General features: G+C 63.6%; 9 protein-coding genes. 5 read left to right on the top strand and 4 right to left on the bottom strand.

The features are described 5' to 3' along the window. The first annotated feature begins 3 nt into the window (after positions 1-3). Both MME74_RS15495 and MME74_RS15490 read left to right on the top strand, forming a co-directional pair. Positions 4-615, top strand: coding sequence for a response regulator transcription factor (locus MME74_RS15495; protein WP_324170121.1), 612 nt, complete (start codon positions 4-6; stop codon positions 613-615). A 607-nt stretch (positions 616-1,222) separates the two neighbouring features. Further along, on the top strand, positions 1,223-3,124 hold the full coding sequence (locus MME74_RS15490) for a glycoside hydrolase (protein WP_267415954.1): 1,902 nt from the start codon (positions 1,223-1,225) through the stop codon (positions 3,122-3,124). 65 nt (positions 3,125-3,189) lie between these two features. Here the strand turns inward: MME74_RS15490 and MME74_RS15485 are convergent, their stop codons facing one another. Further along, positions 3,190-3,399: an antitoxin gene (locus tag MME74_RS15485; RefSeq protein WP_267415953.1), complete on the bottom strand. Its 210-nt coding sequence runs from the start codon at positions 3,397-3,399 to the stop codon at positions 3,190-3,192. A gap of 956 nt (positions 3,400-4,355) precedes the next feature. On the opposite strand from MME74_RS15485, the gene MME74_RS15480 reads away from it, so the two are divergent. Then, complete coding sequence (locus MME74_RS15480) at positions 4,356-4,493, top strand: hypothetical protein (RefSeq protein WP_267415952.1); 138 nt, start codon at positions 4,356-4,358, stop codon at positions 4,491-4,493. A gap of 387 nt (positions 4,494-4,880) precedes the next feature. Here MME74_RS15480 and MME74_RS15475 read toward each other — a convergent pair whose 3' ends face one another. Further along, on the bottom strand, positions 4,881-5,855 hold the full coding sequence (locus tag MME74_RS15475; protein ID WP_267415950.1) for a hypothetical protein: 975 nt from the start codon (positions 5,853-5,855) through the stop codon (positions 4,881-4,883). 265 nt (positions 5,856-6,120) lie between these two features. On the opposite strand from MME74_RS15475, the gene MME74_RS15470 reads away from it, so the two are divergent. After that, positions 6,121-6,300, top strand: a complete 180-nt coding sequence (locus MME74_RS15470) for a GntR family transcriptional regulator (protein WP_324170120.1) — start codon at positions 6,121-6,123, stop codon at positions 6,298-6,300. Between the two features lie 899 nt (positions 6,301-7,199). Continuing rightward, the gene (locus tag MME74_RS15465) at positions 7,200-7,802 is read left to right on the top strand and encodes a short chain dehydrogenase (RefSeq protein ID WP_267418595.1); all 603 of its coding nucleotides are present in this window, start codon (positions 7,200-7,202) and stop codon (positions 7,800-7,802) included. A gap of 133 nt (positions 7,803-7,935) precedes the next feature. Here the strand turns inward: MME74_RS15465 and MME74_RS15460 are convergent, their stop codons facing one another. Further along, entirely contained in the window at positions 7,936-9,393 is a 1,458-nt protein-coding gene (locus tag MME74_RS15460) for a peptide MFS transporter (protein WP_416383351.1), read from the bottom strand. A gap of 5 nt (positions 9,394-9,398) precedes the next feature. Next, on the bottom strand, positions 9,399-11,819 hold the full coding sequence (locus MME74_RS15455) for an Ig-like domain-containing protein (protein ID WP_267415948.1): 2,421 nt from the start codon (positions 11,817-11,819) through the stop codon (positions 9,399-9,401). Between the last annotated feature and the right edge of the window lie 703 nt (positions 11,820-12,522).

Genomic DNA, 12,522 nt, shown 5'->3' with positions numbered 1-12,522 from the left:
GTCATGCTCGTCGATGACCATCCAGTGCTTCGGTACGGCATGGCTGGACTGATCGACACCCAGGACGATCTCGCTGTCGTGGCGGAGACCGGCGACCCTGAGGTCGTCCTTGCCCTCGCCGCGGAGTTCTCCCCAAGCGTTGTCTTGATGGACCTGAACCTGGGATCGGATATCTCAGGACTCGACCTCACAGCGCAGCTCATGACCGCGCGGCCGGAGACGCGCGTGCTCGTCTTCACGACCTATGACACGGACTCAGACATAGTCCGCGCAGTGGAAGCCGGCGCAATCGGGTACTTCCTCAAAGATTCGCGACCGCCAGACCTGTTCTCGGCGATCCGCTCGGCAGCCGCCGGGATCTCGGCCTTGTCGCCAACCGTTGCAACTCGGCTCCTCGGGCGCACTCAGAAGCCCGACGAAGCACTCACGTCTCGCGAGATAGAGGTCCTTGAGCTACTTGCCCGAGGCTACTCGAATCGTGACCTCGGACGCGCGCTCTTCGTCAGCGAAGGCACAGTGAAGACCCATCTGCACCACATCTACACCAAGCTCCGTGTCGATAATCGGGGAGCCGCAATAGCCCAGGCCGTCCGAACCGGAATCGTCCGCATATGATCTGCAGGACGAGATCGAGTCGACGGTCGATCTCCGTGGGCGCCGAACTTGATCTCGTGGGTTTCGCCCGGTGTGAGCTCGAGCGTCTCGACCCATTCCTCGACCTCATGGTCCCACAGCGCAGCGGTCGGTAGGAGCGTGTTGGACTTCCAGTCAGGCCACGCCCTTGCCCTCCTGCTGCGAGCATTCCTTCAGGCGGTCGCGCGGTTGCCGACCTGACCTGACCTGTGTTGCAGACCGGTACAGACGGCCGGTTACTCCCCGAGACATGCGCGTATGGAGGACTACTGGCAACCACGGCGTTGATCGGAGCCTGTGAGCTTCCCGTGCTCTTTCGACTGGCTTTACCTCCCTGCGCGTAGACATGAGGGTATTGGGGGCAGCTCACGAAAAGAACTCCCCCGCTAAGGACAATTTGCGGAGCCTGCGCGCTCCCGTGCGTCATCGGTTGGTTAGCAGGAACCCCTCGCCTCGAGGGCTGGTTGTGATCGCGATTCTGCGATGGATTGGACATCTCTTGACGTCTCGCCTCAATCGGCTGCAAACGTGGCGAAAGCGCGTGCTCGCCCGCCCCCTGTTCCGAGCGATGACTGTGTCGGGTGTTGCGGTGTTCGCCCTCGTCTCAACGACTGCCGCGGTGACGGTGCCGACGCACGCGTCGGTTGTGGAGCAGGTCGTGGTGGATGTTGGTTCGGGCACGGTATCGATCGCCCTCGATGACCTCCAGGTCGATTACAGCGGGGCGGGAGCCGAATCTACTCGGTGGTCTGCTCCCTCGCTGACCGATCTCGGCACCCCATCCGTACCGACGACCGTGGGCGGGCAGGTGCGGTGGAGCTACGACAGCGGCATCACCGTGACGGCGGAAGCAATCGATGGTCGCCTTGAGGTCGATATCACGTCAGTGACCGATCGGGGGGTGTCCTGGCCTGTGTCGCCGACTGGGGCGGGTCTGGCTTCGATCGAGTTCGCGAATGGAGAAGGGCAGAGCATCCCCGTTCGAGATTCCTTCTGGTCGTCTGACGCGGCGGGCCTGATGGGTACATCGTGGGACTTCGCCGGCGGGCTGACCCTGCCGGTGTGGGGCGCCACGTTCAACGGTGCTGGTGTCAGCTACATCATGCGCGACGACATCGGTTCATCACTGTCCTTCGACGACACGCTTCACGGTATTCGGGCGACCGCTGAGCACAACTTCAGTGCCAGCCGCGGCACGCAGCGTTACCGCGTTGCGATGTCCCCGACGGACGGCAATCCGGTCGCTGCTGCGCAGGACTACCGCCGCGACCTTGAAACCTCGGGCGACATCGTGACCCTTGATGAGAAGATCGCCTCGAATCCAGAGGTAGCGAAACTCCTCGGCGCATTCCACGCCTACACCTGGGGGACTGGGCAGAAACCAGAAATCGTCGACCAGCTCACCGATCTTGGTATCACGAACGCATGGCTAGGCTATGACACGGACCCGGTCAGTGCGGCTGCCGTGCAAGCCGCGAAGGACGCTGGCTTCCTGGTCGGCCCCTACGACACGTGGGCGAACGTTCAGGACCCGGAAACTGCCGATACTCCACTCGCGATCTGGCCTGGGCTATGGCCGGACGGATGTGTCACCGATGCCGACGGGAACCCTGTCACCGGGTTCGGCGGGCGCGGCTGCTACCTGAGTGCCGCAGCTCTCGCCGCCGCCGACGCGCAGAGCGGAGTCATCAGTGACCGTGTGAATGCGCTGATCCAGAACGGCTCAAGCTCCTACTTCCTCGATGTCGACGCCGTCGGCGAACTGTTCAAGGACTTCAGTCCCGGGCACCCGATGACTGAAGCGGAGGATCGTGCATTGCGACTCGAACGGCTGGAGCGGCTCATGTCCGGCGGCTACAGCAACGGCCTTCCGCTCGTGGTCGGATCTGAGTCAGCTGGATCGTGGGCAAGCTCTGGTGTCGACTTCTCCCATGGGTCCAGCACTCCGATCGCCAACGGCTTGTGGGCATTTGAGCGGGATAAGGAGCAATGGGGCGGTTACACGCCAGTGAACAGGCCAGACAACTTCTTCAAACCCGTCACTCTGCCCGACGACCTTGCGACGGCCATGTTCGATCCGCGGTACCGCATCCCGATGTACAGCACCGTCCTCCACGACTCGGTCGTCACAACCGACCGGTGGGAGCTCGGACTGTACAAGTTCCCGGGGCTCGTCGGTGACCGTGTGTTGACGAGCATGCTCTACAACACTCCCCTCATCCTCGCGCTCGATGCCCAAGTCCTCACCGACCACGGCGACGACCTCGCGCGATTCCAAAGATTCTTCACAACCGTGCAAGACGCTGCAGGAACACTGTCGCTGACATCCTTCGAGCGACCAGCAGACGGTATCCAACGCACAACGTTCGGAGATGGTGCGCTCACGCTGACCGCGAACTTCGACGCCGCTGACTCACCACTCGCCCAGGCCAGATGTATCGTGGCGGAGATTCCGAACCAGCCCACAACGCAACTCTGCATGAACGACTGAACTCGACACCCACATACCCCGGTGCGCACTCGCACCCACCGATCACCGTACCGGTGAGGAGCTGGTCACTCGTTTCCGACGGCCTTGTCTGCGGCGTCGCGGGCGCCGTCGACCTGGGCTTCGAACTTGCCACCGGTGACCTTGTTCACCACTCCCGCAACCCCGTCGAGGACGTTGTCGCTGATGTTCTCGGCCTGTTCGCTCTTCAGCGCGTCTTTCACACGGTCGTCCGACAGGAACTCCTGCGCCTTTGCGGTGAGATCTTCGATACCCATGCTTGCCCTCCAACAGGTGGTGCCGCCCCGTGTGTCGGCGCGGTCAGCACCATCATGGTGCTCGGCGTGGGCCGGGGGCAACTAGCCTCGGCAACCCGGGCTGGGCGTAGAACTGCACGCTGGTTCAGGATCCTTTCGAGTTCCGTGAGTCGCGCCTCAAGCGCCACTGAATACCAAGGCCTGCACCTGGTCAGAGGTCGCGTGCAGCCACTGCGTCGCGGCGGGAGGGAGGTTCGCGTCTTCGAGCTCCATGACCACGACGAGACGACCGGTATCGTCGCCCGGCTGCGCCGGCCCCAGTATCTTCGCCGCGGTGCGCGTGCAGTGTCGTCTGTCGTGACGAAGCCTTACGGTGGCGTTAATGGCTGGGTGGAACTCTGAAGGTGTATCGGGCGAGAACAGGCGCCTGAGTGTCGAAAGGAGCAGCCATGCCGATCTATCTCCAGAACGAGTTCGGTTCGATGTGGCCGGTGTGGCGCGCGGAGGGCTGTCAAGGGCGGACGCCCCTGAGCGAGGGGAACGTCTCCAGCGCTCTACGCACACGGTTGTATCGGTGGAGTGCAACTTTCCATGAGCGCTACTCCTGGGAGAGGGGGTGGGCCTCCGCGGATGACGAGCGGTCGCATCGCGTCGAAGGTCAGCAGCTGCTCCTACTGTTGCGCGAAGAACTCTGTGACAGTCGTGTGGAACTACGCCTGTGGGAGTGCCGGTCCACTGATCTGAGCACCTTGTGAAGAGCCGCGCTGATGCGCGCTCGACGACCAGGAGGTGCCGAGAGTGATGGCTGACTTCTTGCGTTTGAGGACGGCGAGGATGGTGGCCGCGATGGTGAAAACAGAAGCTGCTCCAACTGCAGTGACGGTACCGCTGACGGGGACGGTGAAGGAAACCGTGTCAGCGGAGACGGAGCTGTCGGAGGCAGTCTAGGTCAACGCGATGTCGACATACTGCACGGTGTGGTGGGCACGCGCGGCGGCCGTCTTCGTGGCGAGCTGTGCGCGAGTGGGGTCGTCGATGTTCTGGAGGCTGACGCGTACGACGGCGTCGAGCAGGCCGTCAATGGCTTGCAGGGTGTGCTCGAGCGGCCGGAATGATAGCGTCCGCCTTCGACGCAGGGGTGCCCTTTGCTAGCCCCCATTCCCCGCGAACGGGGGTCTTCGTGGCCTCTCACGCCCGGTTCAAAGGAGCGTGGGCGGCTTCCGCCTGTGGTGGCATTCTCGGGGTTCACAGTATTGGCTTTGCATCCTGAATCCTCATAGGCGTTCGGGGTACCGTAGTAGTAACTGTCGCCGCCTCCTTTGATTTTGATTGATTCCTTGGGGAGCGGCGACAGGTCTTTGTTGGCAGTCGCTGAGCGGTCCCCTGTGGAGCTCGGCGAGCGACGCCGTCCCCTCGACATCCAGTTGTCTTCCGCAGGCAACGAAGAAGGTCCCCCGCTCACGCTGAGCGGGGGACCTTCATCGTTGTAAGGCTGCGGGTGGTTAGATCGTGGCCTTGTTCTTGCGGTTGCGGATGGCGATGACGGTGCCGGCGATGGCGAACAGGGCGATGCCTGCACCACCGGCGAGGGTGGGGTCGATGACCGGGCTGTTCAGCGGGTCAGCGATGATGATCGAGACGTTGTCGGTCGTCGTGGTGCCGTCGGTCGCGGTCTGCGTCGCGGTGATCTTGATCGGACCGTCCGGCAGGTTCACGCCCACCGTGCAGGACCATGCACCGCTCGAGACCGTCGCACGGCACAGCTCGGTACCGGCGTCATCGGTGAGGATGACCTCCGCGCCCTCGTCACCCGTACCCGTGATCGTCGGGTTACGGGTATCCGACACCTCACCATCGACCGGACCCGTGATGTCAACGGGGACGACGGTGTGTCCGGGGACCGGGGTCAGGGACGAGTAGTTCGAGATCATGAATGCTGCACCTGGCGCGTAGAACCTGACGATAGCGGCATTGTTGTTCACGGCGCCGCCGTTGTTCAGAACGCTCTTAGAGTTGTCGGTCCTCTGGGCCTCGTAATAGCCGTCAGATCGCAAGACGACCGTGAACTCTTGTGCGGCGGAGCCATCGCATGCCGCCCACTTGGCGCCGTTTTCTCCTGGCCTATCAGTGATGCAGTCGTTTGTTCCTGCGAGCTTGATCGGACCGTGTGTGCCAGCGGCAGGAAGCTCCCATGCGGCATGCGGGAGACTTGAGGTCGAATCAGCGACCTGAACAAGGTCGGTGTATGTCGGATGAGTCGGGTTCGGGTGTCTTGCCATGCTGAATCGCGGTGCATCCCCGGGGAACGGCTCGTAGAGGAAGTTGACGATGCCTGTGACGCGGTCGCCCTGGGCCGCGGCGGTGGATGCCGCTGCGTGGGTAGTGGGTTCGGTGGCGGCGTTGGCGGGCATGGCGAAGGCGCCCAGTGTCGCGGTCGCGAGCCCGATGCCCGCGACGATCTTCGTGAACTTGTTCACAGTGATTGTTCCTTTGATTGGTGGGGTGGTCACTGCACAGCACGCAGAGCGAGCCCTGCAGTCACGCCGGCAGTGGTGTTCGGGGTCGGATAGACCGAATCCCCATTGCGCGGCATGGAGCACCCATCCGCGCTACTCATCTAATATTTTCTACGCTCATACTATTACATGTGTAGCTCTGTTAATCAACTGAACGCTCGCGGGCGCCGCCGCAACCTGTGCCTACCGGTCAGCGGGTGGTGCGGGAGGCGACAGGCCGGCGAGGGTGTCGTTGCGAGAGGTTGCGGTAGACCGGATTCGGGCGACGATCTTTGATGGGACGCTCGTGCCGGGGGAGCGGCTCAGTGATGAAGAGTTGCAGCGCTGGTTGGGGATGTCGCGTACGCCGGTGCGTGAAGCGCTCAGTGGCCTCACTCGGATCGGGTTGGTGGAGACCGCGCCGTAGCGTTACACGCGGGTCACGGTCGCCAAACCCGAGGATCGTACGGCCGTGTTGCAGACGCTCGGTGCTCTTGTCGGGGGAGTGGTCCGGGGCGGTTGTGACCACGGTGCGGCGATTTGGGGAGCGCCGTGAATCTGTATAGCTACACTGAACCAAAATCTGCCGGGACCGCCCAGCCCCTGGAAGGGGGGCATCGTTGACACTTCTTCTCGCAGCCGCCAGCGAGGTTGATCCTGGGGGCAGCTGGCCACTTCAGCTCGCGGCCCTCGCTGTTCTGAGTGTTGCGGCGGTCTTCCTATGGCGCGTAGACAAGAGGGAGATGCGGCGCGAACGCGGACGTATGGAGCGCCGCAATCATTAGCCTCTCGGAGGCATTGCCTTCCGCCAAATTCGAGGGACAGCGCACGAGCAGGCGCAATGCTTTCGCGAGGGCAGCTCATGGGGGAGGCGGGTCATCGCAAGCGGCCCGTTTCGCTTGTCTGCGCATCCCTCGGGCGGTTTCATCCACTCGAGGGACGACCGTTGCAGGCTGAGCCCCATCCGGCGGCGCCGACGAAATCGCCGGCGAATCAGTACCCGCTGAACAGCAGGGCCCGGTCGCATGAACCACCTGCGCGGGGGAGCGATCCTCGTGAGCGTCCTCGTACTTGGGGGTGTGCGCCGCCAGTGGCCACCGCGCCACTGACGCCCGTGCCGGTGCTGGAGATCTCCGAGATGAGGCAGCTCGTCGCGGTCGTCGACGCCATTGACGTCACCCGAACAGTGGCAGTACCGCGGAGGTCTGCACGGCTAGCACTGCCGGCAGCCTCCACTTCGTCGCCGCTTGAGCAGGCAGAGATCCGCTATACGCCGGTATCCTGATGGTTGACCCCGTCGTTGATAAGGAGCGCAAAGTGAGCCATATGGTCCAGCGGCGGATAGTGGTCGTCGGAGGTACCGGCCTGATCGGAACCGCCGTGTGCTCGGCCTTGCGTGCCCGCGGTCACGAGGTGCTTGCCGTCAGCCGCTCAACGACACCGGCGATCGATGTCGAAACTGACGAAGGTGTTGTTGGCTACTTTGCTGAGCTCGGCCGCGTCGATGCTGTGATTACAGCCTTCGGAAGCGCGCCATTCCGGCCTCTCTCTCAACTGGGAAGTGAGGGTATTGCTAGTGCACTCGCCGGGAAAGCCATGGAGCAGATCAGGGTGATCCTGGGTGCGATCCCCTTCGTCTCCGACGGGGGCTCGCTGACTGTCACATCTGGAGTTCTTGCCCGCGAACCCGTGCGTGCTGGAACTGCTTCGGCAGCCGCGAACGGCGCGTTGGAGGCGTTTGTGCGTGGCGCAGCTGCCGAACTTCCGCGCGGCCTGCGGCTCAATGCTGTAAGCCCCACAGTCCTCGCCGAAGGTTCAGCGCTCGACTTGTTCCCAGGGTTTGCCCCCGTGTCGGCGGTAGCGGTCGCCCACAGTTATGTCCGCGCGGTTGAGAACATCGACAATGGCAGCGTGCTCATCCCAGCCTGAACGCTGCGTCCTCATCACCTGCGGCCGCCGTGCGGGCGTTCTCGACGCAGAGAGATTCGCCGGGGTGATCTCCACTCCAGAATGCGCACATACCGACTGCGCCACCATCGCCCACCTGCGATTGATTGGCTCGCTAGGGCACGCCCTTCATAAGCCTGAGTACGGGCTTGATCGAGAGCAGCAGTCCGATGCCGACGGCGATCGCGATCGCGCCGAGGATCGAGAAGTACGGCACCTCGTTCTTCGGGTCGTAGAACTGCACCAGCCAGCCGGAGATCGCGGTGCCGAGGGCAATCGAGAGGAAGAACAGTGCCACCATCTGGGTGCGGAACGCGGCGGGGGCGAGTTTGGTCGCTACCGAGAGTCCGACCGGCGAGAGCAGCAGCTCGGCCACCGTGAACACGAACAGGATGCCGACGATCGCCAGCAGTGGCGTCGAGTTCGCACCGCCGCCCGCGAAGGGCAGGAACAGCAGGAACGCACCGCCCATGATGATCGCGCTGAGCCCGAACTTCGCCGGAGTCGATGGTTGGCGCCTCCCCAGGCGGGTCCAGATCACCGCGAAGACGCCGGACAGGATGATGACGAAGACCGGGTTGATCGACTGCACCCATGACACCGGCATCTCCCAGCCGAACAGGTTGCGGTCGAGACGCTGATCCGAGTAGACCGTGAGCACCGTGAACTGCTGCTGGTACAGCGACCAGAATGCGACGCTCGTCACGAACAGCGGCAGGAACGCCCAGACGCGCGACCGCTCGGTGCCGTCGACCCGATGACTGCCGAGGATCACGGCGAAGTAGGCGATCGATGCGATCACGGTGAGGCCGATGACGATGACCGCAAGGTTGTCTGCGCGGATCACGCCGGTCAGCGCCAGCACGGCGATGACGACCACAGTCCCCGCTGCGATGGTGCTGACGAGCGGATAGCGGGACTTCGGGAGTGGATTCGGCACCTCTCGGGCGGAGGCGGGCAGGGCGCGTCGACCGAACGAGTACTGCACAAGCCCCAGCGTCATGCCGATCGCTGCGAGTCCGAAGCCGTAGTGGAATCCGAGAGTCGACTGCAGTACACCGGCGAGGATTGGCCCGAGGAAGGCTCCGAGATTGATCCCGAGATAGAACAGCGAGAAGCCGGCGTCGCGCCTGGTGTCGTCGGGGGCGTAGAGCGTGCCCACGACCGAGGTCGCGTTCGCCTTGAGGCCGCCGGATCCGAGCGCCACGAGCACGAGTCCGACGCCCACCCCGAGCAGCCCGGGCAGCAGGGCGAGGGCGACGTGTCCTGCCACGATGATGATCGCGCTGGCGAACAGCACCCGCTCCGAGCCGAACAGACGATCGGCGAGCCAGGCGCCGAGGATCGTCGACAGGTACACCGAACCGCCGTACGCGCCGACGATCCCGCCGGCGACCGCTTCGGGGATGCCGAGACCTCCCTGCGCGGCCGAGTAGTAAAGGTAAATAAGCAGGATGCCCTGCATGCCGTAGAAGCTGAACCGCTCCCACATCTCCACGCCAAAAATATGCACCAGCGACCATGGCTGACCGAAGAAGCGGGTGTCGGTCGGCTCAGCGGTTCCCGCTGTCATCGTGTTCATAGATCAATCCCTGCGTGATGGTGTGGAGCGCGACGACGACGGCGTGCGCGGACGGCCAGAGTGGTGCCGGCGGCAAGGAGGGCCACAGCGGCTGCGATGATGGGCATCGGATCGGTGCCGGTGTTCGCCAGATATCCCACTCCCGGCTTAGAGCCGCCGGGCGGGTTTACTCCGTTCCCAGAGTTGGATCCGGATCCGGATCCAGATCCCGATCCGTCGTCGGGGGCGGTCGGAGCGGCGACGACGACTTTCAGTTCCGCGTGCGCCGTTTCACCGTCCGTGTTCGTGAAGCGGTAGGTCACTGGTCGGGTCGTGCCGCTGAATGACGCGTCGGGCACGAATGCCACGGTGCCGTCCGTGGGGTCAACAGTAAATGCGCCGACACGTGGCAGCTTCAGTGACATGTTCCACGTTCCGTCTTCGGGAGATTGGAGTGCGACGGTCTCGGGATCGATCCGCAAGTCGCCCCCGCTGTCATTGTCGAGCACGTTGATCGATACCATTTCGCCGAACACCGTGTGCGCGGTGTCAGCGGTTGCTGAGGGGGCTATGCGCGGGGGGAGGGGTGTTGAGTGGACCCCTCCATTGCGGGTTCCCGCAAAGAGCGTGTTGCCGTCGGGACTGATCGCGAGAGAGAGGACTTCCGAGTTTTGGAGTCCGGTCGAGAATCCGGCCCACGTGCTACCGCCGTCCGAACTGACAAGCACGCCCGTATTGGCGGTGTTTGCTCCGGTTGTGAACCCGACGAAGAGACGAGGGCCGGATCGAACGAGGGAGGTGAAGTTCGTGTTCGCGCTCGAGGAGGTGGGTGCAGGTCGAGTGCTCTGGGTGAACGTCGCGCCATCATCGTCGCTTGTGTGAAGTTTGTCGCCCCCGATGATGATTTGGTGTTTGTCGAGCAGGATCGTGGACGTGGGGATGTCGGATACTTGTTCACCCGTCGCGCCGCCGTCGTCAGAGCGGAATAGTCCGGCGGGGCCGCCAAACCAGACACGGTCCGGGTCGTTCGGATCGCCGATCACGGCGTCGAAGCACTCGCTCAATGACGTGGTCCACGTGTTCCCACCATCGTGCGTAACGTGCACGCCGCACCTTGATGCGAGCTGCCAGGTGAGGATCACCGTGTCCGGGTCTGCGGGATGCACCAGCAGTTCCCGGGCCACGCCGTACACGTTGGTTCGCTTGTTCCAGGTCTTCCCATCGTCGGCGGACGAGTGCACATCGAGTTCGTTGAATGTCGCGTTGACCGCTTTCCACACCAACTGATCGTCGCCTGCATCTGCGAGCTCGGCTGTGGTCGTCCCCACCCGCGCCTCGCCGCCCGTTGTCCCCCACTCCGGGGAAACCGCCGGGATGGTCGTGCTCGCGAGTCCATACTCGGTCCCGGCGAAGAGTCGGTTCCCATGGGCGAGAAGATCGAGACCGCTCGTTCCTTGAACGCCTGTGCGGTCCCACCGGTGCCCGTTGTCGGTCGTGCGATAGAGGCCGGATCTCGGATTCGCGGAGGTAAGGGACCCATCCGCCCAGGTGGTGAACTGGTGCTCGATCGCACCGTCATCGGGAATCCGCAACGGCGTGAAGCTCGCCCCCGCGTCGGTGGTGATATCCACCCATCGAGGGGGTGGGCCGCTGCGGACCAAGTACAGGGCATCGCCATTGCTGGAGATCGCAGACACATCATGCGGTACACCCCAGTCGGTCCACGTGGTGCCCGCGTCCGTCGACCCCACAATCTTGCCGCCCAATTCCTTCACGAGGACGACCGATTCGGTGCTGGCCATATCCCAGATCTGATTCACATCCTCGTCGCTGGTGCGTGCATTGGTCTGTTGCTCTTCCACCGCACGCCGCGAAGCGTCACTCACCCGGTAGATCTCGACCGCATCAGAACCGCTACCGGGACTATCGAGCCGCCACGCAGCGAAAGCTCCGCGAAGAATGAGTGCGTCGCCGTGGGAGATGACCTTCAAGACCCGGGCACCCGTATCTAGCGACTGAGAGCTCCAGGCATCCGACCCGTTGCGGGTATGGACCGTTGTCGTGGTCGCCCCTGTGGACGTCGCAACGACAAGAGCGGATTCGGGGCCGGTGACAAGGAACGTAAGCAGCTCCCCGGGGAAGCGCGCGGCCTCGGACCAGGTCTGCCCCCCGTCAACGGTCTCGAGGAGCACTGATTCAGCACTGGCGATGGCTGTCCCCGCGTACCACCAATGGGAGCCGTCCGCCGGATCAATGACAACCCGATTCGTGTCCCCGGCATTGCGCACTCCCGGAACATCAGGGAGCTGGCGCCACGTCACACCCGAATCATCAGTGACCCAAAGCTCCACTCCAAAGGACGGGATGAGGGCGGCGTGCTCTTTGGCGCCAGGGGCGATGGCGATGGCGCCCGCCTGACCGTTCGGCCCGATCGGCACCCATTGCGCAGACAGCTGAGGGGATGACGCTATCACTGTTGCTCCAGCCGCAGCGGGAACTCCCATGAGGCAGAACAGCCCAACAACCGAGCTCGCAACAGCGACAGCGCGGAGCGACAGTGCTCGAGACTTGCTCATGAGAACTAAAGCTAGCAATAAGACCATCTAATCATCAAAACTTGGTTGACTACGGCGACCATAGACCCGTGATGCTCAGCGAGATCTACGACCTGCCTGTCGCAGGGGGGGCATCGCCGTTGTCGCCGTGATGCAACTCGCAGGCGGAGCCTTCCGTGTGCTGTTGGGGGTCGGCACGGATCTCGTGCCCGCTCTCACCCGCCCCGCAATCGTGCGAGCCCTCAGCGCCCTACAAGCCGTCTGCCTCGCCAGCCTGCTTTTCGGGGGCGAACGTCTTCCGCTACCGCTCGCTGTGGGAGCCTTCGTCGTCGCCGGGATCGCCGGCTGCGCATGGCAGGGCGCGCACTTCACCCACATCGCGCCGTTCGCCGGTCCGCGATCCGCAGGCGCAGCCCTGGGATTCAACTACGCCGCCACATCCCTCGGAGCATTTATCCCACAAGTGCTCGTCGGCGCCATGCTTGCCACCGACTGGACCACGCCACTCCTGCTCCTCGGAGTAGCCCCCGCCCTCCTCGCAATCTGGGCCTTCCCGAGTGGGCGCGCTGCAGCCCGGCCAATGGAT

The organism is Microbacterium oxydans (genome assembly GCF_026559675.1).
Classification (GTDB): domain Bacteria; phylum Actinomycetota; class Actinomycetes; order Actinomycetales; family Microbacteriaceae; genus Microbacterium; species Microbacterium oxydans_D.
The sequence above is the reverse complement of the archived record's forward strand: the minus strand, read 5'-3'. Positions and strand labels throughout refer to the sequence as shown.